The 21,560-nt window shown below is 67.1% G+C and carries 21 protein-coding genes; 9 read left to right on the plus strand and 12 right to left on the minus strand.

All coding sequences use genetic code 11. From position 1 onward, the window contains the following. Positions 1-15: 15 nt before the first annotated feature. The 5 genes from BM397_RS23040 to BM397_RS23060 form a co-directional block, all read right to left on the minus strand. Positions 16-504 (minus strand): DUF2383 domain-containing protein, encoded by a 489-nt coding sequence (locus tag BM397_RS23040; protein ID WP_092429078.1) that lies wholly within the window; start codon positions 502-504, stop codon positions 16-18. Positions 505-573: 69 nt separating this feature from the next. Next, entirely contained in the window at positions 574-1,779 is a 1,206-nt protein-coding gene (locus BM397_RS23045; protein WP_092429076.1) for a hydantoinase/carbamoylase family amidase, read from the minus strand. Positions 1,780-1,838: 59 nt separating this feature from the next. Then, a complete protein-coding gene (locus BM397_RS23050; protein WP_092429074.1) occupies positions 1,839-2,276 on the minus strand; it encodes an acyl-CoA thioesterase in 438 nt (145 codons plus the stop codon). Then, on the minus strand, positions 2,273-3,034 hold the full coding sequence (locus tag BM397_RS23055; RefSeq protein ID WP_092429072.1) for a TIGR02186 family protein: 762 nt from the start codon (positions 3,032-3,034) through the stop codon (positions 2,273-2,275). The genes BM397_RS23050 and BM397_RS23055 overlap by 4 nt, the downstream gene beginning before the upstream one ends. Beyond that, a complete protein-coding gene (locus tag BM397_RS23060) occupies positions 3,031-3,936 on the minus strand; it encodes a sulfite exporter TauE/SafE family protein (RefSeq protein ID WP_092429070.1) in 906 nt (301 codons plus the stop codon). Before BM397_RS23060 ends, BM397_RS23055 begins: the two co-directional genes overlap by 4 nt. A 472-nt stretch (positions 3,937-4,408) precedes the next feature. Between BM397_RS23060 and BM397_RS23065 the strand changes: the two genes are divergently transcribed. The 9 genes from BM397_RS23065 (at position 4,409) to BM397_RS23105 (ending at position 13,880) form a co-directional block, all read left to right on the plus strand. Beyond that, the gene (locus BM397_RS23065) at positions 4,409-6,373 is read left to right on the plus strand and encodes an AMP-binding protein (RefSeq protein ID WP_092429067.1); all 1,965 of its coding nucleotides are present in this window, start codon (positions 4,409-4,411) and stop codon (positions 6,371-6,373) included. Between the two features lie 116 nt (positions 6,374-6,489). Continuing rightward, positions 6,490-7,245, plus strand: coding sequence for an ABC transporter ATP-binding protein (locus BM397_RS23070; RefSeq protein WP_425425975.1), 756 nt, complete (start codon positions 6,490-6,492; stop codon positions 7,243-7,245). Positions 7,246-7,258: 13 nt separating this feature from the next. Next, positions 7,259-8,212, plus strand: coding sequence for a branched-chain amino acid ABC transporter permease (locus BM397_RS23075; protein WP_092429063.1), 954 nt, complete (start codon positions 7,259-7,261; stop codon positions 8,210-8,212). A 150-nt stretch (positions 8,213-8,362) separates the two neighbouring features. Further along, positions 8,363-8,596, plus strand: coding sequence for a hypothetical protein (locus BM397_RS23080; protein WP_092429061.1), 234 nt, complete (start codon positions 8,363-8,365; stop codon positions 8,594-8,596). Positions 8,597-8,703: 107 nt separating this feature from the next. Next, positions 8,704-9,780 (plus strand): branched-chain amino acid ABC transporter permease, encoded by a 1,077-nt coding sequence (locus tag BM397_RS23085; RefSeq protein ID WP_092429059.1) that lies wholly within the window; start codon positions 8,704-8,706, stop codon positions 9,778-9,780. Between the two features lie 53 nt (positions 9,781-9,833). Next, complete coding sequence (locus tag BM397_RS23090) at positions 9,834-11,126, plus strand: ABC transporter substrate-binding protein (protein ID WP_092429057.1); 1,293 nt, start codon at positions 9,834-9,836, stop codon at positions 11,124-11,126. Positions 11,127-11,191: 65 nt separating this feature from the next. Beyond that, a complete protein-coding gene (locus BM397_RS23095; RefSeq protein ID WP_092429055.1) occupies positions 11,192-12,046 on the plus strand; it encodes an ABC transporter ATP-binding protein in 855 nt (284 codons plus the stop codon). Further along, entirely contained in the window at positions 12,047-12,622 is a 576-nt protein-coding gene (gene thpR / locus BM397_RS23100; RefSeq protein ID WP_092429053.1) for an RNA 2',3'-cyclic phosphodiesterase, read from the plus strand. 25 nt (positions 12,623-12,647) lie between these two features. Next, the gene (locus BM397_RS23105; protein WP_092429051.1) at positions 12,648-13,880 is read left to right on the plus strand and encodes a phenylacetate--CoA ligase family protein; all 1,233 of its coding nucleotides are present in this window, start codon (positions 12,648-12,650) and stop codon (positions 13,878-13,880) included. 51 nt (positions 13,881-13,931) lie between these two features. On the opposite strand, the gene BM397_RS23110 is transcribed toward BM397_RS23105, so the two are convergent. From BM397_RS23110 to BM397_RS23140, 7 genes are all read right to left on the minus strand, one after another. Beyond that, a complete protein-coding gene (locus BM397_RS23110; protein WP_092429049.1) occupies positions 13,932-15,125 on the minus strand; it encodes a class I SAM-dependent methyltransferase in 1,194 nt (397 codons plus the stop codon). Positions 15,126-15,180: 55 nt separating this feature from the next. Next, positions 15,181-15,483, minus strand: a complete 303-nt coding sequence (locus BM397_RS23115; protein WP_092429047.1) for a DnaJ family domain-containing protein — start codon at positions 15,481-15,483, stop codon at positions 15,181-15,183. Between the two features lie 122 nt (positions 15,484-15,605). Next, positions 15,606-16,340 (minus strand): class II aldolase/adducin family protein, encoded by a 735-nt coding sequence (locus BM397_RS23120; protein WP_092429231.1) that lies wholly within the window; start codon positions 16,338-16,340, stop codon positions 15,606-15,608. 21 nt (positions 16,341-16,361) lie between these two features. Further along, positions 16,362-17,795, minus strand: coding sequence for a carnitine 3-dehydrogenase (locus tag BM397_RS23125; RefSeq protein ID WP_092429045.1), 1,434 nt, complete (start codon positions 17,793-17,795; stop codon positions 16,362-16,364). Next, positions 17,792-18,712 (minus strand): 3-dehydrocarnitine:acetyl-CoA trimethylamine transferase BcoG, encoded by a 921-nt coding sequence (gene bcoG, locus BM397_RS23130; protein WP_092429043.1) that lies wholly within the window; start codon positions 18,710-18,712, stop codon positions 17,792-17,794. The genes BM397_RS23125 and bcoG overlap by 4 nt, the downstream gene beginning before the upstream one ends. A gap of 10 nt (positions 18,713-18,722) precedes the next feature. Then, complete coding sequence (locus BM397_RS23135; RefSeq protein WP_092429041.1) at positions 18,723-19,508, minus strand: carnitinyl-CoA dehydratase; 786 nt, start codon at positions 19,506-19,508, stop codon at positions 18,723-18,725. Then, positions 19,505-21,559 carry an acetate--CoA ligase family protein gene (locus BM397_RS23140; RefSeq protein ID WP_092429039.1) on the minus strand — a complete coding sequence of 685 codons (2,055 nt, stop codon included), beginning with the start codon at positions 21,557-21,559 and terminating at the stop codon, positions 19,505-19,507. The genes BM397_RS23135 and BM397_RS23140 overlap by 4 nt, the downstream gene beginning before the upstream one ends. Position 21,560: the final 1 nt, after the last annotated feature.

Consider the following 21,560-nt stretch of genomic DNA (forward strand, 5'->3'; position numbering starts at 1 on the left):
GGGCTCAAGGCGCTGTCACGCGTCCTTCGGCTTTTCCGGAAGAGAGCGTTCCTCGCCCTGGACCGTCTGCAACAAGTCCTGCAGCTCTGCCTGCATCTGCACCAGCTCGTCGCGGTAGCGCGAGGGCTCCATCGCCTTGATCACTTCGGTGAAGCCGGCCAGCACCTTGGCCTCGGACTCGCGGATGCGGGACATCATGTCGCCGTCGATGCCGCCGAAGACCGCGCGCACCGACAGGCCGGCGCGTTTCAGCGCCGCGCTCATGTTGTCGGATGGATCGGCGTCGCCGCCCACGGCGGTGATCAGTGCGGTCAGGCGTTGCACCTGCTCGACGTGCAGCCCGTGGAAGCGCACCGCGACGAAGCGGAACTCGGGGTCGGCCTTTTCCACCATCTCGTCGAACCAGCCGCGCGCGCCGATGCTGCGCGCCTGTAGGTGGTGCAGCTGCTCGAGCTGGCGCGGGCTGGCGGTGATGGCCTCGGGCTCTCTTGGAACATCCTTCATGACGGGGTCCTCCGGTCTGTTTCACCGAACAAACGCCGCTGCCCAGAGGCGGTTCCCGCCGGTGCGGCATCAGCCCAGGGCGGAGACCGCCCCGGCGAGCGCCCTGAGCCCGGTCACGAGGTCGGCCTCGGTCGTGTCCTCGGCGAAGTCGTGGCTGATGCCGCCGATCGAGGGGACGAAGAGCATGGCCACCGGCATCAGCTTCGACAGGTTGGTGGCGTCATGCAGCGCCCCCGAAGGCATCGCCCGCCATGCGCCCGGGGCGGCGGCTTCGGCACCCTGTTCCAGGGCGCCCCGCAGGCGGGCGTCCATTGTCACCGGCGCCAATTCCAGCTTGGGCGCGAACTCCAGTCCGAGGCCGCGTTCGGCGCAGATCTCCTGCACGGTGTCTCGGGCGATCTCTTCCATCCGATCTAGCCGGTCGGTCGAGCCGTCACGCCATTGCAGGGTGAAGCGCACCTCGCCCGGCACGATGGCATGGGCGTTGGGGTGCACCTCGACATGGCCGATGGTCCAGACCGTCGCCGGGGTGACCACGTTGCGGAAGCGGTCGTTGAGCGCCGTGGTGAAGGCCGCGAGCCCCTGGAAGGCATCCTTGCGCAGGCGCATCGGCGTGGTGCCCGCGTGGTTCTGCGCGCCCTTGAGCGTCATCGTCAGGTTGCGCATGCCAACGATCGCCTCGACCACGCCGAGACTGCCGCCCTCGGTGTCCAGCACCGGGCCCTGCTCGATGTGCATCTCGAGAAAGCCGGTGAAGCGGTCGGGGTCGAGGAAGGCGCCCGCGCGCGCGCCGAGTGCCTTGCGCGCCTCGGCCAGCGAGGTGCCGTCCGGACCCTGCAGCGCATCGGCTTCGGCCAGAGAGATATTTCCGCCCCAGATGGCGCTGCCGGTGGTCACGCCGAAACGGCCTTCCTCGTCCTGGAACGAAACGCAGGACACCGGCGGGCCGCCCGCCTCCTGCGCCGCGCGCGCCACCTCGAGGCCGGCGATCACGCCGAGCGCGCCGTCGAGCCAGCCGCCCTCGACCTGGCTGTCGGAATGAGACCCGATGAGCAGCGACGGGCCGTGGACCAGCCCGAAGAGCGAGCCTACGGGGTCGAAATGGGAGCGCAGACCGGCCTCTTCCATGCGCCCGGCCAGCCAGTCGCGGGAGTCGAGATCGGCCTTGCTGAAAGCGGGGCGGCAGACGCCCTTGCCGGTTCCAGACGCGCCGAAGGAACGCAGCATGTGCAGATCCGCAAGAAACCGCTCGGGGTCGATGGGAAGCGTGGTCATGATGTCTCCTTCAGCGTGCCGGGCGCTCTTCCGGACCTTGTCCTCACGGGGCGGCCGCGTCAATCGCCGCGCAGGATCGCCTCGATGGCCGGGCGGAAGCGGTCGGGGATCGGTTCGGGACGTGTTCGCTCGTCCACCGAGACGTGCACGATGAACCCCTCGGCGCAGGCGATATCGTCGTCATTGCGAAAGAAGCCGACCTCGAAGCGCGCGGAGCTTCGACCGAGGTGTCCGCAGCGTACCCCGGCGTGCAGCAGGTCCGGGAAGCGTGCCTCGGCATGGTAGGTGCAGCCGATCTGTGCCGCGAGAAAGCGCAATCCGCCGGGGCGGTAGATTTCCATCCCGGCGTCGAGCTGCCAGAGCGTCACTGCCGTATCGAGGTAGGACAGGTAAGACGCATTGTTGAGATGCCCGTAGGCATCCATGTCCTTCCACCGCGTGGCGATGGGATAGAAGGCGCAATAGTCGGCGCGGGTTCCGGGGGGCTGGCGGCTCATCCGGAACGGATCGCCCGGAACAGCGCCGAGGCGCCCCAGCCCGCCAGCGCGGCGATGGCCAGTGACAGCAGCCCGTAGGCCAGCGGCATCTGCCGCGACAGGGTGAAGAGCCAGCGTTCCAGCCCGACCTTGCCGACCTGGATTTCGCTTTCGTGTACCGAGATCACCTTGCCCGCACGGGTCAGGAAAACCCGGGTCAGGTAGCGCCCCTCGGAGATATTCGCGGGCATCGAGATCGAGGTGTCGAAGAGCGTGGATTCCTGCAGTTCGACGCTCTCTTCCTCGACCCTGTAGAGGCCCTGCTGCTCACGCACGCGGATCAGCGCCTCGGTGAAGGCCTCGCTGTCCATGATGTCCATCGGCGCGCCGACCGATCGGATGGCGCGGGGGATCGACACCTTGTGGCGCAGGTCCTCGACCGCGGTGATGCTCTGGTTCCACGGTGCTGAGGTGGCCACGGCGTAGAAGCTCGGGGCGCTGTCGATCTCCACCGCCTCTGCGTTGACCCAGATGCCGAGCTTGCGCGCCTTGCGCCAGACGGTGACCGGCTCGAGCGGTCCCTCGACGGTGACGATCACCTGCAGCGGTGGGTCGGATTGGATCGCCACCTCGCGTTTCACCGCGCCGAAGATGAGGATGTCGGAACCGTCGAAATCGGTGGTGATCGACACGTTGGTCCGGCTGAGGCCCAGCACGACCTCCTCGGCCCGCGCGGGCAGCGCGGCGATCAGGATCAGCAGCGCGGCGAGAACTCTCATCGTGCCACCAGCTCGTAGATCTCGGACGGGGTGATGAAGAGATCGAGCGCCAGCTTGCCACAGACCAGCAGCACCAGCGAGGCTAGCGCAATGCGCAGCTGCTCGGCCTTCAGCCGGGTGCCGAAGGCAGTGCCGATCTGCGCGCCGATGACGCCGCCGAGGATCAGCACCAGCGCCAGCATGATGTCTACGGTGTAGTTTGTCGTGGCGTGCAGCAGGGTGGTGAAGGCGGTGACGAAGATGATCTGAAACAGCGAGGTGCCGACGACCACTTTCGTTGGCATGCCCAGCAGATAGATCATCGCAGGCACCATGATGAAGCCGCCGCCGACGCCCATGATCGCCGAGAGCACGCCCACCGACAGTCCGACCAGCATCGGCGGGATCGCCGAGATGTAGAGCCCCGAAGTGCGGAAGCGCATCTTGAAGGGCAGCCCGTGCACCCAGCCATGATGGCGGCGCTTCCGCGGGGCACCCTTGCGCGATTTGAAGATGGCGTTGAGGCTCTCGATGAACATCAGCCCGCCGATGATGCCGAGGAAGACGACGTAGCAGAGCCGCACCAGCAGGTCGACTTGGCCGAGCCCCTTCAGCAGGTTGAAGATCCACACCCCGAGCGCCGCGCCGATCAGGCCCCCGGCGAGCAGCACGAGGCCCATGCGCAAATCCACGGTCTTGCGCTTGAAATGTGCCAGAACGCCGGAGATGGAGCTGGCGACGATCTGGTTCGCGCCGGTCGCCACGGCCACCGCCGGCGGAATGCCCATGAAGAAGAGCAGGGGCGTGATCAGGAAGCCGCCGCCAACGCCGAACATGCCCGACAGCACGCCGACCATCCCGCCCAGCCCGAGGAGCAGGAAGACGTTGACCGAGACTTCGGCGATGGGGAGGTAAATCTGCATGGCCAGACTTTGCTTGTGCCGTGCCGATTTGGCAACCGACAGGGATGTGTTCTGCGCACGGAAGATGCTGCGCCGCGGCGCTTTTCACACAGCCCGGTCGAGGCGCCGCGCGCAGCCGCTCCGGCGCTTCAGGTTCCGCCGGATCCGGGCCCAGCTTTGCGGTCGCTATGATGACCTAACGGAAGCTGCCGGGGCCCGGACGAATATGCCGAAACAATGCTGAGACATCAAGGCGCGGTTGGTGTAGCGGTGATGGTTTTGTTAATTATTACAGCGCCTTGAGTAAAAAATTCCTTTGATACAATTCGTTAGATTCGGGCAAAGATCACGAAAACATTGACGCTCACGCTGGCCGAACCCCTTAATGGGGATGACTCGCAAAAATGCGCGTCCCGAGCTGCGGAGGAGGTGGCGCGGGACGTCCGGGAGTAAGCACGTACCGGGAGCCAAGGGAGGAGACAAATTGGCTTACATGTCCGAGGGCGCAGCGGGGCTGCGCTCTATTCCGGCCCTGTTGCAGCGCAATGCTACACGCTTTGCCGGCCGCCCGGCCTACCGGGAGAAGGAATTCGGCATCTGGCAGAGCTGGAGCTGGGCCGACACGCAGGAGGAGATCGAGGCCTTTGCACTGGGCCTGCTGAACCTCGGTGTCGCGCCGGGTGACCACGTCGCCGTCATCGGTCGCAACCGCCCGACGCTCTACTGGTCCATGGTCGCGGCGCAGATGGCCGGGGCGGTGCCGGTGCCGCTCTACCAAGACGCGGTGGCCGAAGAGATGGAATACGTGCTGCAGCATTGCGGCGCACGCTTCGTCATTGCCGCCGATCAGGAGCAGGTCGACAAGGTCATCGAGATCCAGGATGACCTGCACCAGTTCGAGCACATGATCTACGTCGATCCGCGCGGCATGCGGAAATACGACCACCGCGCGCTGCACGACTACGCCCATGTTCAGGCGCAGGGCCGCGCCGCCCGCGACGAGTTGATCGGCGAGCTCGACCGCCGTCGCGACGCACTTGGCTACGACGACACCTGCGTGATGCTCTACACCTCCGGCACCACCGGCAAGCCAAAGGGCGTGGTGCTGTCCAATCGCAACATCATCGAGACCGCCAAGTCCTCGTCCGAGTTCGACCACCTGAGCCCCGGTGAGGAGGTTCTGGCCTATCTCCCCATGGCCTGGGTCGGCGATTTCATCTTCTCGATCGGTCAGGCCTACTGGAACGGATTCTGCGTCAACTGCCCCGAGTCCGCCGAGACGATGATGACCGACCTGCGAGAGATCGCGCCGAGTTATTATTTCGCTCCGCCAAGGGTTTTCGAGACGCAGCTCACCCAGATCATGATCCGTATGGAGGACGCGGGCGGCTTCAAGCGCAAGCTGTTCCACCACTTCCTCAACCACGCCAAGGTGGTGGGTCCGAAGATCCTCGACGGCAAGCCGGTGGGGATGTTCGAGCGGCTCAAGTATGCACTCGGTGAATTCATGGTCTACGGGCCGCTGAAGAACACGCTGGGCTTCAGCCGGGTGCGCGTCGGCTACACCGCGGGCGAGGCGATCGGGCCGGAGATCTTCGATTTCTACCGGGCATTGGGGATCAACCTCAAGCAGCTCTACGGCCAGACCGAGGCCTCGGTCTTCATCACCCAGCAGCCGGACAACGAGGTGCGGCCCGACACGGTGGGCGTGCCGTCGCCCGGCGTCGAAATCCGCATCGCCGAGAGCGGCGAGGTCTTCTACCGCTCGCCCGGCGTCTTCGTGGAATACTACAAGAATGCCGACAGCACCGCGGGCACCAAGGATGCCGAGGGCTGGGTCGCCACCGGCGACGCGGGCTTCATCGAGGAAGCCACGGGCCACCTGCGCATCATCGACCGCGCCAAGGACGTGGGCAAGATGGCGGACGGTGCGCTGTTTGCACCCAAGTACGTGGAAAACAAGCTCAAGTTCTTCCCCAACATCCTCGAGGCCGTGGTCTTCGGCAATGGCCGCGACCGCTGCACCGCCTTCATCAACATCGACCTCACCGCGGTGGGCAACTGGGCCGAGCGCAACAACATCGCCTATGCCTCCTACCAGGAGCTGGCAGGACACCCGCAGGTGCTGGAGACGATCCAGCGCCATGTCGAGGAGGTGAATGCCTCCGTGGCTCAGGACGAGATGCTCTCGGGCTGCCAGATCCACCGCTTTCTGGTGCTGCACAAGGAGCTGGACGCCGATGACGGCGAGCTGACCCGCACCCGCAAGGTGCGTCGCAACATCATCGCCGAGAAATACGCCGACCTGCTCACCGCGCTCTACGACGGCTCGGAGAGCATCTACACCGAGACCGAGGTGACCTACGAGGACGGGCGCAAGGGCCGGATTAAGGCGACGCTGGCGATCCGCGACGCGCAGGTGGTGCCGGTGGCACCGATGAAGGTGGCGGCGGAATGATGGACGGGTCGGGTCTGAGTATTTCAGGGAAAGATGAAAGGCGGGATGCCGTGAAGGATGCCAGCAAAGAGGTGGGATACGTCACCGAGGATGGACGGCAGATCGGCGGCGTGCTGATGGAGCTGCGCAATATCACCCTGAAGTTCGGCGGGGTCGTGGCGATCAAGGACATCTCTTTCGACATCCGCGAGGGCGAGATCCGGGCGATCATCGGGCCGAACGGCGCGGGCAAGTCCTCGATGCTCAACATCATTTCGGGCTTTTACACGCCCTCCGAGGGCGAGCTCTGGTACAAGGGCGCCAAACGCCCGCCGATGAAGCCATACGAGGTGGCACGGCTGGGCGTGGCGCGGACCTTCCAGAACATCGCGCTCTTCGAGGGGATGACGGTGCTCGACAACGTCATGACCGGACGGCTGACCCACATGAAGGCGGGCATCGCCAGCCAGGCGATCTGGTGGGGCCGCGCCCGCGACGAGGAGATTGCCAACCGCGAGATCGTCGAGAAGGTCATCGATTTTCTCGAGATCCAGAACATCCGCAAGACGCCGGTGGGGCGACTGCCCTATGGCCTGAAGAAACGCGTCGAGCTGGCGCGGGCGCTGGCCGCCGAGCCGTCGCTCTTGCTGCTCGACGAGCCGATGGCGGGGATGAATGTCGAGGAGAAGGAGGACATGAGCCGCTTCATCCTCGATGTGAACGACGAGTTCGGCACCACCATCTGCCTGATTGAGCACGACATGGGCGTGGTCATGGACCTGAGCGACCGGGTGGTCGTGATGGATTACGGCAAGAAGATCGGCGACGGCCCGCCCGAAGAGGTGCGGCAGAACCAGGACGTGATCGACGCCTATCTTGGCGTGGCGCATTGAGGGAGCAGGCGACATGCTGAACGACATCTTCATCCAGCCCTTTGCCGACATGTTCGCGGCGCCGGACTTCCTGCTGCAGGTGCTCTGGGAAGGGCTTGTCTCGGGCATCCTCTACGCGCTGATCGCGCTCGGCTTCGTGCTGATCTTCCGCAGTTCGCGGATCTTCAACTTTGCGCAGGGCATCATGGTCGTGTTCGCGGCGCTGACGCTCGTCGGGCTGCATGCCATGGGCATTCCGGCCTGGATCAGCGTGGCGCTGACCTTGGCAGTGATGTTCGTCCTGGCGGTCTCGATCGAGCGGGTGGTACTGCGGCCGCTGGTCGGCCAGCCGGACATCATCCTCTTCATGGCCACCATCGGCATCACGCTGTTCCTGATCGGCTTCGGCGAGATCATCTTCGGCGGCGAGAACAAGGTGATGATCACCGAGGAGCTGGGCATTCCCACGGACTCGGTGGTGCTGGAACCCTGGGGCGGGCTGCTGATCCTCGAACAGAAGGATATCACGGCGGTCGTGGTCGCGGGTCTGCTGGTGGTGGCGCTGCTGCTCTTTCTCGGCAAGACCCGCATGGGCCGCGCCATCCGCGCGCTTGGCGACGATCACCAGGCGGCGCTCTCGGTGGGCATCTCGCTGCAGACGATCTGGGTGCTGGTCTGGTTCATCGCGGGCATCATCGCGCTGGTCACCGGCATCGCCTGGGGCGCGCGTGCAGGGGTGAGCTTCGCCTTGGAAGTCATTGCTTACAAAGCGCTTCCGGTTCTTATGCTGGGCGGTCTCGAAAGCATCACCGGGGCGATCATCGGCGGGCTTATGATCGGTATGCTGGAGAAGCTCTTCGAGATCTACTGGGGCCAGCCGCTGATGGGCGGCAATACCGAGACCTGGTTCGCCTTCGTTCTGGCGCTGATCGTGCTGCTGTTCCGCCCGCAGGGGCTGTTCGGGGAGCGCATCATCGAGAGGGTCTAGGGCCGCTCCCGGCGGGGCCTCGATGTGGGGCCTCCGGCGGGAGTATTTCGGGAAAGATGAAGGCATCGGTGTGCTGGCCCGGCGGTCGGGGGCGGCAAGCTGGGATGCGTATTTGCGGAACGATGATGGCGCAGGGGAGGCGCTGGTGACATGGCGAAACTTGTGGCGGTGCTGAACGTGGTGGCCTGGGCGGGCTTCTGGGCCTTCGGCTACCTCGCGTTGACCGGCAGCGAGGGGCACGTGCTGCCGGCGCTGCTGCTGGCGGCGGCGGGGGGCGCGGCGGGCCTCTGGGCCTGGTTCTGGCTGGTGCGGCACTCGGAGGCGACGGGCTACGCGGTGCCACCGAAGCGCGCCTACCCCGAAGAGACGCACGGACCCGCCTGACGCCGGTCCGGCAAAGATACAGGGTCGCGTGACCGGGGAAGAGGAGCCCCGGACCCGCGGCAGGACCTGAAGGAGCGGCGCAGAGGCGCCGGGAGAGGGAGAGACGGATGCTCTATCGCACGGCGGGGCAATTCAAGACGAGTTACAAGTCGGACATGGCGCTGTTCCCGGTCCGCCAGGACGCGGTGCTGCTGATGGTGATCCTCGGCTTTGCCTGGGTGGTCTTCCCGCTCACCGCGAGCGAGTTCGCCTTCCAGACATTGCTGATCCCGATCCTGATCTACGCGCTGGCGGCGCAGGGGCTGAACATCCTGACGGGATATGCCGGGCAGCTGTCGCTGGGCACCGCGGCCTTCATGGGCGTGGGTGCCTATGCCTGCTACAAGCTGGTGACGCTGTTTCCCTGGATGAACCCGGTGGTGGCGATCCTGCTGTCGGGCTTCTTCAGCGCCGGCGTCGGCGTGGCCTTCGGTATTCCCTCCTTGCGGATCAAGGGGTTCTATCTCGCGATTGCCACGCTGGCGGCGCAGTTCTTCCTGGTCTGGCTCTTCGAGAAATGGGGTTGGCTCTACAATTACAACGCCTCGGGCGCGATCCAGGTGCCGAACCTCGAGATGTTCGGGACCTACGTCGCCGGGCCGCAGGCGAGCTCGATCGTGCAGTATTACGTGGTGCTGGTGGTGGTCACCCTGATGACCGTGCTCTGCATCAATCTCACCCGCGGCACGCTGGGGCGGAGCTGGAAGGCGACGCGCGACATGGACATCGCCGCCGAGCTCATCGGCATCAACCTGATGCGCTCGAAGCTCACTGCCTTTGCCGTGTCCTCCTACGTGGTGGGCGTGGCCGGCGCGCTCTTCGTCTTCATGTGGCGCGGCGCGGCGGAGCCCAACCTTTTCGACATTCCGCTGAGTTTCCGCATCCTCTTCATCGCCATCATCGGCGGGCTAGGATCGATCCTCGGCAACTACCTGGGCGCGATCCTCATCGTCGGCCTGCCGGTGGTGCTGGGCACGGTGCCGCAGGCGCTGGGGCTGCCGATCAGCTCGGCCATGGTCGAGCATCTCAACATCATGATCGTCGGCGCGCTCATCGTCTTCTTCCTGATCATCGAGCCGCACGGGCTGGCGCGCCTCTGGGCGCTGATCCGGGAGAAGCTGATCATCTGGCCCTTCCCGCATTGAGGAGGTGCGGGCCGGGCTTTTCACATCATCGAAGATCTCAGGGAGGAGATAGGATGAAAACGTTGACCAAACTGGCGGGGGCCGCGGCGCTTGGCGCTTTGATGGCGGGGGGCGCGATGGCCGAGGGGCTGTACACACCGAACCTCGCCTATCGGACCGGGCCGTTTGCCGCCACCGGCATCCCGCTGATGAACGGGCAGAAGGACTACATGGAACTGATGAACGCCCGTGACGGCGGCATCGGCGGCATCGCCATCGACTTCGACGAATGCGAGACCGGCTATTCCACCGAGAAGGGAGTCGAGTGCTACGAGAAGACCAAGGGCAAGGCGATCGTGACCCAGCCCTGGTCCACCGGCATCACGCTGCAGGTGCTGCCGAAGACCAATGTCGACGAGATTCCGATCCTCGCGCCCGGCTACGGCTTCTCGCCGATGGCCGACGGCAAGGTGTTCCAATGGGCCTTCAACATCCCGCTGAGCTATTGGGATGGCGCGTCGATCCTGATCAAGTATCTCGGATCGCAAGGGGACCTGAGCGGCAAGAAGATCGCCTTCCTGCACCTCGACCACCCCTTCGGCAAGGAGCCGCTGCCCTATCTCGAAGCCGCCGCAGAGGCGCAGGGCTTCGAGCTGGTGCCGATCCCCGTTGGCCTCAAGGAAATGCAGAACCAGTCGGCGCAATGGTTGCAGATCCGCCGCGAGCGTCCGGATTACGTGATCATGTGGGGCTGGGGCGCGATGAATGCCGGCGCCATCACCGAGGCCGTCAAGACCAAGTTCCCGATGGAGAACATGCTGGGGGTCTGGTGGGCCGGGCATGACGCTGACCTGAAGATCGTCGGCGACGCGGGCAAGGGCTACAAGTCCGTCAGCTGGTCCTTCCCGAACCCCGAGGCGCCGATCATGGCCGACCTGCAGAAATACGTGGTCGAGCCGGGCAAGACGCTGAGCAATGCCGAGGAAATGTCGGGCGTGTTCTACTCGCGCGGGCTGGTGATCTCCATGGTGCTCGGCGAGGGCATCCGGGTGGCACAGGAGCACGCGGGCAAGGCGGAGATTTCTCCGGCGGACCTGCGCTGGGGCCTCGAGAACCTCGACATCACAGAAGAGCGGCTCGAGGAACTGGGGATGACCGGCATGGTGCCGCCGTTCTCGACCTCGTGCAACAACCACACCGGCCACTCCGGCGGCTGGATCCTCGAATGGGACGGCGAGAAGTTCGTCAAGGCGTCGGATCTCATCATGCCGGACAGCGACATGATCGCGCCGCTCGAGGAAAAGGCGGCGATGGACTACGCCGAGGCCAACCAGCCCTGGCCGGTCAACGAAGAGTGCGGCGGCTGAGCTGACACCTCCGGCGGCGGCGCATCTGTCGCCGCCGGATTTTGCGTATTTGGAAAGAGAAGAAGATGCTGGACACTGCGCAGACGGGCGAGACCTCTACCCGCGAGGGGGCGGCGCGCGAGACGCTGCTCGAGGTCAACAATATCGAGGTGATCTACAACCACGTGATCCTCGTGCTGAAGGGCGTGTCGCTCGCGGTGCCGCGGGGCGGGATCACCGCGCTCCTGGGCGGCAATGGCGCGGGCAAGACCACCACGCTGAAGGCGATCTCGAACCTGCTGCATTCCGAGCGCGGCGAGGTGACCAAGGGCACGATCTCGTATCGCGGCGAGCGGGTGCAGGACCTCGATCCGGCGGCGCTGGTCAAGCGCGGCGTCATCCAGGTGATGGAGGGGAGGCACTGTTTCGAGCACCTGACGGTGGAAGAGAACCTGATGACCGGCGCCTTTACCCGGCGCGACGGCAAGGCCGCCGTGCAGCGCGATCTGGAGATGGTCTACGAGTATTTCCCGCGGCTGAAGGAACGGCGGAAGTCTCAGGCCGGCTATACCTCGGGTGGTGAGCAGCAGATGTGCGCCATTGGCCGGGCGCTGATGTCGCGGCCGGAAATGGTGCTGCTGGACGAGCCCTCGATGGGGCTGGCGCCGCAGCTGGTGGAGCAGATCTTCGAGATCGTGAAGGCGGTGAACGAGGGCGAGGGCGTGTCCTTCCTGCTGGCCGAGCAGAACACCAATGTGGCGCTGCGCTACGCCCACTACGGCTACATCCTCGAGAACGGCCGGGTGGTGATGGACGGGCCTGCGCAGGCGCTGCGCGAGAACCCGGACGTGAAGGAGTTCTACCTCGGCATGTCCGACGAGGGCCGGAAATCCTTCCGCGACGTGCGCTCCTACCGCCGCCGCAAGCGGTGGCTGGCGTGAATGCGCGCCTTCCTCGCTCTGCCGCTGCCCGAGCCGCTGATACCGCCGCTGCTGGCGGTGCAGGAGGCTCTGCCGGTGGGGCGCGCGGTACCCGAGGAGAACCTGCATGTGACGCTGGCCTTCCTCGGCGACGTCGAGGAGCCAGAACTTCGGGAGCTGCATCTCGAACTGGAGGGGCAGGCGCTGCCGGGCTGCCGGTTGCGGGTGACCGGGCTGGAGAGTTTTGGCGGGCGGTCGCCGAAGCTGCTGGCGGCGGCGGTGGCGCCCGAGCCGGGTCTTTCGTCCCTGCACGGGCGCGTGGTGCGGGCCTGCCGGGCGGCGGCGATCGAGCTCGAGCGGCGGCGGTTCCGGCCGCATGTGACACTGACGCGCTTCGGCGCGGGGCTGCGCGGCGAGGGGCTGGCGCGGCTTGAACGGGCGGTGGCGGCGCAGGTTGCGCTGACCACCGGGGCGGAGGCGGCGGGGGAGCTGCGGCTCGTCGCCTCGACGCTGACCCCCGAGGGGGCGATCTACGAGACATTGGCGGCCTATGCGCTGCCGATCCCGCCCGGCGATGCCGCGGACGGGGATGGATAGGACTGGGCTGAAAAGGGAGGCTCGGATGAGCAGTTACTTCGACGATTTGGAGACCCGCAGCGCGGCCGACCGCGCGTCGGCGCTGGCCGGGGCTCTGCCTGAGCAGGTTGCCCGTGCGCAGGCGTTGCCGGGCTACGCGGAGCTTCTTTCCGGGGTGGATGCGGCGAGCATCACCAGCCGCGAGGCGCTGGCGGCGCTGCCGGTGCTGCGCAAGTCCGAGCTCGGCGCGGCGCAGAAACGCGCCGCGCCCTTCGGCGGCTTCACCACCCGGCCCGCCGCCGGGTTTGCCCATGTCTTCCAGTCGCCCGGGCCGATCTACGAGCCGGGCGGGGCTGAGCACGACTGGTGGCGGCTGGGGCGCTTCCTGCATGCAGCGGGCATCGGCGCGGGCGACATCGTGCAGAACTGTTTCGGCTATCACCTGACACCGGCCGGGATGATCTTCGAGAGCGGCGCGCGGGCGGTAGGCGCGGCCGTGCTGCCTGCAGGCACCGGCCAGACCGAGCTGCAGGTGCAGGCGGCGGCGGACATCGGTGTTACCGCCTATGCCGGGACGCCGGACTATCTGAAGGTCATCCTCGACAAGGCCGAGGCCATGGGCGTCCAGCTGGCAATTACCAAGGCGGCGGTCTCGGGCGGGGCGCTCTTCCCCTCGCTGCGGGAGTTCTACGCCGAACGCGGCATCGCCTGCCTGCAATGCTATGCCACCGCCGACCTGGGGCTCATCGCCTACGAGACGCCGAGCATGGAGGGGATGATCGTCGACGAGCGGGTGATCGTCGAGATCGTCACCCCCGGCACCGGCGATCCGGTGGCCGAAGGCGAGGTCGGCGAGGTGGTGGTGACCACGCTCAACCCCGACTACCCGCTGATCCGTTTCGCCACCGGCGACATGTCCGCCGTGCTGCCGGGGCTGAGCCCTTGCGGGCGCAGCAACATGCGGATCAAGGGCTGGATGGGCCGGGCTGACCAGACCACCAAAATCAAGGGCATGTTCGTACGTCCCGAGCAAGTGGCGGCGCTGGTGGCGCGCCATGCCGAGATCGGCCGGGCCCGCGTGGTGGCCAGCCGCGAGGGCGAGATGGACGTGATGACCGTGCGGATCGAGACCTCGGGGCAGGGCGAGGCGCCGGATGCCGGGGCCTTCGAGGCGAGCGTGGCGGAGCTGCTGAAACTCAAGGGCAAGGTCGAGCTCGTGGCGCCAGGCGGGCTGCCGCGCGACGGCGTGGTGATCGAGGATGCGCGCAGCTACGAGTGAGGGGCGCCTCACTTCGTAGAGAGGAGCAGACTCCTTCGAAGGAATTTGCGCTCAGCGCAGCAGCGATGAGTAGAGAAGCAGGCCCCAGGGCTCCAGCGCCTTGTGGACCTGCGCCCAGCCGGTGCCAAAGGTGATCGGGTCGATGCTTGCACCCTGAGCGATCTCGCTCAGGCTGCGGCGCCCGTCGATCCCGGCGAGCAGCGGCGCGGTGCCCTTGGGCAGCATCAGCGTGGCCTCGGCCCCGGCCATTTTCACCGGCAGCGGGCGGCCCTGGGCCACCGCTTTCGCCAGCGCCGCGCGCTGCACGCCGCGCAGGTGCGGGACCAGCTTGCGGTCCGTGGGCCTGGCCTTCGTGTCCTCTGCTCTGGCCGGCACGGCATAGGCGGTGTGCATGCGGATCGTGCCGCGCAGTTTCTCGGCGGTGGCCATCTGGGTGGCGGCGTCCATGCCCTCGGGCACCTCGGTGATCTGTCCGAGGTCATAGAGCGCGGGGGTGGTGAAGCCCGCCAGCCGCCATCCGGTCTCGTCCAGCGTGGCGAGCAGTTCCGGCACCGCGTAGCTGCGGTCCTGCCCGTGCAGCAGCAGATCGTAGAAGCCCGCATCCGAGGTATGGTGATCGCCGAGGTTGCGGTTGGCGGTGAAGGGATGGCCCTCGGGCAGCTCGGCGACGAGGCGCTGCGCACGGGCCAGACGCTCCCGCGGCGGCAGCCCGTCGAAGAGCGCGCCGAAGGCTTCCTGCAGCGGGTAGACACCCGACCGGCCGTAGGGCGCGTAGACCATGAAGCCGAGCCCGCCGCCGGGGGCAAGGGCGGCGCGGAGGGCGCGGAAGCCGGCCTCGGGCTCGGGCAGGTGGTGCAGCACACCGCAGCAGTCGATGTAATCGAAACTGCCGAAGTCGGGGGCGTCGAGCAGGCTGGCGGTGTGGAAGGTGATGCCGCTGAGCCCGCGCACCTTGGCGCGGTCCTCGGCTACGGCGCGCGAGGCGGTCGAGAGGTCGAGATAGGTGATCTCGAAGGGCTTCTTCGCGGCGGTGAGCAGCGTGGCGAGCTGGAGCAGCCCGTCGCCGGTGCCGCCCCCGGCGACCAGCACGCGCAGCGGTTGCGACCAGTCGCGGTTGCCGCGCCAGAGCCAGTGGTCCATTTCCAGCGGGTGCGAGGGCGAGCCGGTGATCAGCCGGGTCTTTTCGTCCTTCGGGTCACGCTCAGGGTAGGGATAGCTTTCGTACTGCTCTTTGACCGTGACCATGCCTCGTCCTCTCGTTGCCGGAAGTTCTGGCACGGCGGGGCGGAAAGGCCAAGCCTCAGCGCGACTTGCGCTCGATCTCGAGGCGGGCTTCGAGCAGCGACATGTCCTGAATGAGGCGGCGCCGGGCATCGCGGTCGGAGGTCTCGCGCAACTCTTCGCGCAGGGCCGAAAGCTGGCGCGAGAGCGCCACCGCCTGCGGCACGGCGCCATTGTCCTTGAGGATGCGGTTCAGGACTGCATTCTCCGGGTCGTCGCAGTCGGGCAGCGGTTTCCCGGCGCCCGGCAGGTTGTCGAAGGCGCCTTCGGCCTCGGCCTTGGCGATGCGCGCGTTGATCAGGTCGATGAGCGGGTGGTCCATGGCAGCGGTCCGGCGGTGGCTGGTCGGCCTGTAGGGTAGCGCGGCGCGCTGGCGGCGTCACGGGCGAAAGCTGCGCGTGCGCGGGTTCGGCGCGCGCGGGGCTGCGCGCGCCGGACATAAGGTCAGGCGCGGAAGTCCGGGCCGATGGCTTCGATCGAGCGCAGGTGCGCCTGCCATTCGAGCTCGAGGTCGCCATCTTCCTCGTTCATCTGCACGTATTGCTGGTGCACGCGGGCGGCGATCTCGTCATTCACCATCCGCAGCGGCTGTCCGCTTGAGGTTGCGGCGATCTGGATCTCGCAGGCGCGCTCCAGGTAGAAGATGTTGTTGAACATCTCGGCGGCGCTGCGGCCGGTTGCGATGAGCCCGTGGTTGCGCAGCATCAGCACCGGGTGATCGCCGAGGTCCTCGACGATGCGCTCGCGCTCCTCGAGGTCGAGCGCGATGCCTTCGAAATCATGGTAGCCGATGCGGTTGTGGAACTGCAGCGAGATCTGGTTGAGCGGCAGTAGCCCCTCCTCCATGCAGGAGACCGCCACGCCCGCGCGCGTGTGGGTGTGCATGATCCAGGCTGCGTCGTGGCGGTTCATGTGCACCGCCGAGTGGATGGTGAAGCCTGCCGGGTTCACCCGCTGCGGGCTGCCGTCGACCTTGTTGCCGTCGACGTCGATCTTCACCAGCGAGGAGGCGGTGATCTCTTCCCAGCGCCAGCCGTAGGGATTGATCAGGAAATGCCCGTCCTCGCCCGGCACGCGGGCGGTGATATGGGTGTAGATGAGGTCGGTGAATTTATGCAGCGCGGCAAGCCGGTAGCAGGCGGCCAGCTCTTCGCGGGTCTGTTTCTCTTCGGGGGACATGGTCATCTGTGTCTCCGGTCTTCAGTTGCGTTGGCCGACGGCGCCACCGGCGCCCTCTGCGGGGCGCCCGGCGTGGGCCGCAGCGAGGTCTTCGAGGGCCTCCGCCACCTGCGGCTCGGGCGGGCAGGCGCGGCGAGTGGAGAGGTCAGTGTGAAGAAGCAGGGTTTCGAGCGTCGCCGCAAGGGTGCCGTCGGGCTTTGTCATGCGGTGGAAGAGTTTCATCTTCTTGCCGACGCCTTCGAGCACCTGAGTGGTCACCGTCAGGACGGTCCCGCGGTGCACCTCGTCGAGGTAGCGGATGCGGGTGTCGACGGTGAAGAAGCTCTTGCCAGCCGCGACATAGGCGTCGTCCGCGCCCACCAGCTTCATCAGCCCGTCGGTCGCCCAGGTGCCCAGCTCGAGGTAGGCGGCCTCGTTCATGTGGCCGTTGTAGTCGGTCCATGTCACCGGCACCGCCTGGCGCAGGGTGATCGGCAGCCCGTCCAGCTCACCGCCCTCGGCCAGCGTCTTCTCGTGTCCGAGCAGCACGCCGCCCGCGCCGCTGCCGGTGCGGCGCAGCCCGCGCAGGATGGCGACTAGATTGTCGTCGCGCAGCCGTTCCAGCTCGCGGATCGTTCGGTGGCCCGACTGGGCGTCGGATTGGCTGCTGATGGTTTCGATCAGCGCCGCATCAAGATCGGGCACATCGGTCAGCTTGGTCCAGGGCCAGCTGAGGGTCGGGCCGAACTGCTCGATGTAGCTCTGCATCCCTGCCTCGCCGCCGGCGATGCGGTAGGTCTCGAAGAGCCCCATCTGCGCCCAGCGGAGGCCGAAGCTCATGCGGATCGCGTCGTCGATCTCGGTCGTGGTGGCGATGCCGTCCTTGAGCATCCACAGCGCCTCGCGCCAGACCGCTTCCTGGAAGCGGTTGCCGATGAAGGCGTCGATCTCCTTGCGCAGCACCAGCGGGTGCATGCCGATGGAAGTCACCACCCCGGCGGCCTTGTCGCAGAGCGCGGCATCGCCCGAAATCTCGGCCAGAGGTAGCAGGTAGACTGGGTTGAACGGGTGCACCACCACCACCGGCGCGCCGCCGGAGGCAAGATCACTCGCCTTGAAACCCGAGGTCGAGGAGGCGATGAAGCCACCCTCGGGCAGCGCGTCGGCGATCTCCCTGTAGACCCTGTGCTTCAGCTCGAGCCGTTCCGAGACGCTCTCCTGCACCCAGTCGGCACCCGACACCGCCTCGGCGACGGAGGCGGCGAAGCTCAGCGTGCCTTCGGGCGGCAGTGGACGGTCGTAGAGGGCGGGCAGCGAGGCGCGGGCATTGTCCAGCACCTCGCCGATCTTGCGCGCGGCTTCGGGATCGGGGTCGAAGACGGCGACGTCCCAGCCGTTCAGAAGGAAGCGGGCGGCCCAGCCCCCGCCGATGACGCCGCCGCCGATGATCGCCGCATTCTTCGCGGTTCGCGTCATGCGAACACCGGCATATCGCGTTTCACGAGGCCCAGCTGGTCGCGGACCTCCTGCGGGGTCATCAGCGATGCGCCCATGTTCGACAGGATGGTTGCCGCCTTTTCGACCAGCTGCGCGTTTGTCGCGAACACACCACGATCGAGGTAGAGGTTGTCCTCCAGACCAACGCGGACGTTGCCGCCGGCCAGTGCCGCGGCGGCGACATAGGGCATCTCGTCCCGGCCAAGGCTGAAGGCGGACCAGGTCCAGTCGGCGGGCACGTTGTTCACCATCGCCATGAAGGTGTTCATATCGCCCGGCGCACCCCAGGGAATGCCCATGCACAGCTGAACCAGCGCGGGGCTGTCGAGCACGCCTTCCTTGACCAGTTGCTTGGCGAACCACAGGTGGCCGGTGTCGAAAGCCTCGATCTCCGGCTTCACGCCCAAGTCCGTCATTTGGCGGCCCATGGCGCGCAGCATGTCCGTGGTGTTGGTCATCACGTAGGTGCCATCGCCGAAGTTCATCGACCCGCAGTCCAGCGTGCAGATTTCCGGAAGGCAGTCACGGATATGCGCCATGCGTTCGGTCGCGCCGATCATGTCGGTGTTCGGCGCATCCAGAGCCATCGGCGTCTCGACCTCGCCGAAGGTCAGGTCGCCACCGGTGCCGGCGGTCAGGTTCAGAACCACATCCACCTCTGACGAGCGGATGCGGTCGGTCACTTCGCGGAACAGCGCCCGGTCACGGCAGGGCGCGCCGGTTTCCGGGTCGCGGACGTGGCAATGCACCACGGCTGCACCAGCCTTGGCCGCGTCGATCGCCGCATCGGCGATTTCCTGCGGCGAACGCGGCACGAGGCGGCTCTTGTCCTGCGTCGCGCCCGCGCCGGTGATCGCAGCGGTGATGAAGGGTTTGCGGTTCATCGTCAGGGACATCGGGTTCTCCTTACCGGCCCTTCCAGACCGGGTCGCGTTTCTCGGCGAAGGCGCGGGCGCCTTCCTTCTGGTCCTCGGAGCGGTAGAGCCGCTCGACGGTCTCGAACTGGCTGCCGTTGATCCGGTTCAGCGCGTCCTGGAACTTCATGTCCTCGGCCTCGCGGGCGATCTCCTTGATCGCGGCGAAGACCAGCGGCGGCCCCGAAGCCAGCTCGTCCGCCATCTTGCGGGCCTCGGCCATCAGCTCGGCCCCCGGCACGATGCGGTTGACCAGCCCCCAGCGGTGCGCCTCCTCGACGTCGAACCAGCGACCAGTGTAGAGCAGCTCCATGGCGATGTGGTAGGGGATGCGCTTGGGCAGCTTGAGTGTCGCCGCGTCGGCCACGGTGCCGGACTTGATCTCCGGCAGGGCAAAGGAGGCGTGGTCGGCGGCGAGGATGATGTCGGCGCTGATCGCCAGTTCCAGCCCGCCGCCGCAGGCGATGCCGTTGACCGCCGCGATCACCGGCTTGTTCAAGCCGCGCAGCTCCTGCAGGCCGCCGAAGCCGCCCTTGCCGTAGTCGCCATCGGCATCCTCGCCGCCAGCGGCGGCCTTGAGGTCCCAGCCCGGGCAGAAGAACTTCTCGCCCGCGCCGGTGAGGATCGCCACGCGCAGTTCGGGATCGTCCCGGAACTCGGTGAAGATCTCGCCGAGCTCGCGGCTTGTGGCCATGTCGATGGCATTGGCCTTGGGCCGGTTCAGCGTCACCTCGAGCACCGCGCCGCGGCGCTCGGTGAGCACGTTCGAAGAGGTCATTTGCTCTCTCCCATCCTGATGAGTGCATCCGCCGCCACCGCGCCCGAGGTGCGGCAGATCAGCGGGTTGATTTCGATTTCGTGGAGGTTGTCCGCGTGATGGCTGACCAACTCCTGCAGCGCCATGATCGTGTCGAGCACGGCCTCCATGTCCGCCGCCGGACGGCCCCGGTAGCCGGTGAGCAGCGCGCCGGTGCGCAGCCCGGTGAGCGCGCCGCGCACGTCCTCGCGGCTGGCGGGGATCAGCAGCGAGGCGGTGTCGCGGATCAGCTCGGTGAGGATGCCGCCCAGCCCCAGCGTCAGCACGAAGCCATGCGCCGGATCGCGGGTCACGCCGATCAGCAGCTCGGCGACGGTGCCGGTGATCATCTCCTCGACGAGGAAGCTCTGCGCGGGCATGCCCGTCGCCGCCTCCAGCACCGCCTCGCGGCAGTCGAGGTTCAGCACCACCGCCCCGGCCTCGGTCTTGTGGGCGATGCCTTCGCCCTTCAGCACCACCGGGAAACCGATGGCGGAGGCGCAGGTTCCGGCGGTCTCGGCACAGTCGGCTCGGTCGGACTTCGGCACGCGGATGCCCGCCGCCGAGAGCAGCGCCTTGGCCTCCGCCTCGGGGTAGACGCGGGTCGCTCCCTGGCCGTTGAGCGGCATCAGCACCGGCGCGGTCGGGCGGTTGTCGCCCGTTGCCCGCGCGCCGACCTGCGCCGCGGCGCGGATCGCGCGCAGCGCCTCGCCCATGCCGCAGAGCGGGGTGATGCCCAGCTCAAGCGCCCGGGACGCGACCGCCTCGGGCAGCCCTTCGGCGAGCAGCGAGACCAGCGCCATCGGCGTGCCGGTGGCCTCGCGTGTTCTTGCTACAGCGCGCAGTACCTGATCGTAGTCGGGTGCGGTGAAACGGTCGTCGCGCGGGTAGTCGATCACCACGCAGCCGAGCCCCAGATCGGCATCGCAGAGGCCGGTGAAAGTGGCTTCGAGCGCCGCCTCGTCGCCCCAGATATAAGTATTGTAATCCAAAGGGTTGGCCAACGCGACCTTGGGGCCGAGCGCGGCGCGCAGGGCGGTCTTCTGCGCTTCGTCCAGCGCCGGGAAGTCCACCCCCACCACCTCGCCCATATCGGCCATCAGCGAGGCCTCGCCGCCCGAGCAGGAGGCCGAGGCGATGCGGGCCGAGGCCAGTCCGCCGGTGACATGCAGCAGCTTCAGCGTCTCGACCAGCTCCGACGGCGTGTCGACCTGCGCCATGCCGAGCCGGCGCAGCAGCGCCCGCGCCCCGGCGTCGCTGCCGGTGAGAGAGGCGGTGTGCGAGACCGCCGCCTCCTGCGCCTGCTGCGATGCGCCGACCTTCAGCGCAACGATGGGCTTGCCCAGTTCCTGCGCGCGGCTGGCCAGCCCCTCGAAGGCGGGCAGATCGCTGATCCCCTCGATGTGCAGCCCGAGTGCGGTGATGCGCGGGTCTTCCAGCAGTGCGATGCCGAGATCGGCCATGGAGGTCTGCGCCTGGTTGCCCGCCGCCACGACCGCGGCCAGCGGCAGGCCGCGGCGCTGCATGGTGAGGTTGATCAGCACGTTGGACGACTGGCCGATGACGGCAACGCCCCGGTCCACCGGCGACATGCCGTGCCGGTCAGGCCAGAGTGCCACGCCGTCGAGTGCGTTGACGATGCCGTAGCAGTTCGGCCCGAGGATGCGCATCTGCCCCGCGGCAGCGACCAGCTGCGCCTGCAGCGCGTCGCCGTCGGCCAGCTCGGATACCGCCTCGCTGAAGCCGGCGGCAAAGCAGACCGCGCCGCCGCAGCCCATGGCCGAAAGCTCACCAGCGATCTGCACCGAGAGCTCGCGGTTGACGCCGATGAAGGCGGCGTCGGGCACGCCCGGCAGCGAGGCGAGATCGGGGTAGGCGGGCAGGCCGCCGACCTCGGACTTCTTGGGGTGCACCGGCCAGATCGGCCCCGAGAAGCCGGTGTCGCGGCACTGGCGCACCACGCTTTCGCACCAGGTTCCGCCGCCGATCACGGCGATGGCCCGGGGCGAGAAGAAGCGGCTGAGCGGCTGCATG

The organism is Alloyangia pacifica (assembly GCF_900116195.1).
GTDB classification, from domain to species: Bacteria; Pseudomonadota; Alphaproteobacteria; order Rhodobacterales; family Rhodobacteraceae; genus Salipiger; species Salipiger pacificus.

What these genes read in the sequence shown, in the direction of transcription:
- BM397_RS23135 (WP_092429041.1), bottom strand. Translation starts at nt 19,508, where the DNA reads ATGACCTCTTCGAACGTGCTCACCGAGCGCCGCGGCGCGGTGCTCGAG.
- BM397_RS23095 (WP_092429055.1), top strand. Translation starts at nt 11,192, where the DNA reads ATGCTGGACACTGCGCAGACGGGCGAGACCTCTACCCGCGAGGGGGCG.
- BM397_RS23045 (WP_092429076.1), bottom strand. Translation starts at nt 1,779, where the DNA reads ATGACCACGCTTCCCATCGACCCCGAGCGGTTTCTTGCGGATCTGCAC.
- BM397_RS23115 (WP_092429047.1), bottom strand. Translation starts at nt 15,483, where the DNA reads ATGGACCACCCGCTCATCGACCTGATCAACGCGCGCATCGCCAAGGCC.
- BM397_RS23110 (WP_092429049.1), bottom strand. Translation starts at nt 15,125, where the DNA reads ATGGTCACGGTCAAAGAGCAGTACGAAAGCTATCCCTACCCTGAGCGT.
- BM397_RS23080 (WP_092429061.1), top strand. Translation starts at nt 8,363, where the DNA reads ATGGCGAAACTTGTGGCGGTGCTGAACGTGGTGGCCTGGGCGGGCTTC.
- BM397_RS23055 (WP_092429072.1), bottom strand. Translation starts at nt 3,034, where the DNA reads ATGAGAGTTCTCGCCGCGCTGCTGATCCTGATCGCCGCGCTGCCCGCG.
- BM397_RS23040 (WP_092429078.1), bottom strand. Translation starts at nt 504, where the DNA reads ATGAAGGATGTTCCAAGAGAGCCCGAGGCCATCACCGCCAGCCCGCGC.
- BM397_RS23125 (WP_092429045.1), bottom strand. Translation starts at nt 17,795, where the DNA reads ATGACGCGAACCGCGAAGAATGCGGCGATCATCGGCGGCGGCGTCATC.
- BM397_RS23050 (WP_092429074.1), bottom strand. Translation starts at nt 2,276, where the DNA reads ATGAGCCGCCAGCCCCCCGGAACCCGCGCCGACTATTGCGCCTTCTAT.
- BM397_RS23065 (WP_092429067.1), top strand. Translation starts at nt 4,409, where the DNA reads ATGTCCGAGGGCGCAGCGGGGCTGCGCTCTATTCCGGCCCTGTTGCAG.
- thpR (WP_092429053.1), top strand. Translation starts at nt 12,047, where the DNA reads ATGCGCGCCTTCCTCGCTCTGCCGCTGCCCGAGCCGCTGATACCGCCG.
- BM397_RS23070 (WP_425425975.1), top strand. Translation starts at nt 6,490, where the DNA reads ATGGAGCTGCGCAATATCACCCTGAAGTTCGGCGGGGTCGTGGCGATC.
- BM397_RS23105 (WP_092429051.1), top strand. Translation starts at nt 12,648, where the DNA reads ATGAGCAGTTACTTCGACGATTTGGAGACCCGCAGCGCGGCCGACCGC.
- BM397_RS23060 (WP_092429070.1), bottom strand. Translation starts at nt 3,936, where the DNA reads ATGCAGATTTACCTCCCCATCGCCGAAGTCTCGGTCAACGTCTTCCTG.
- BM397_RS23120 (WP_092429231.1), bottom strand. Translation starts at nt 16,340, where the DNA reads ATGTCCCCCGAAGAGAAACAGACCCGCGAAGAGCTGGCCGCCTGCTAC.
- bcoG (WP_092429043.1), bottom strand. Translation starts at nt 18,712, where the DNA reads ATGTCCCTGACGATGAACCGCAAACCCTTCATCACCGCTGCGATCACC.
- BM397_RS23090 (WP_092429057.1), top strand. Translation starts at nt 9,834, where the DNA reads ATGAAAACGTTGACCAAACTGGCGGGGGCCGCGGCGCTTGGCGCTTTG.
- BM397_RS23085 (WP_092429059.1), top strand. Translation starts at nt 8,704, where the DNA reads ATGCTCTATCGCACGGCGGGGCAATTCAAGACGAGTTACAAGTCGGAC.
- BM397_RS23075 (WP_092429063.1), top strand. Translation starts at nt 7,259, where the DNA reads ATGCTGAACGACATCTTCATCCAGCCCTTTGCCGACATGTTCGCGGCG.
- BM397_RS23140 (WP_092429039.1), bottom strand. Translation starts at nt 21,559, where the DNA reads ATGCAGCCGCTCAGCCGCTTCTTCTCGCCCCGGGCCATCGCCGTGATC.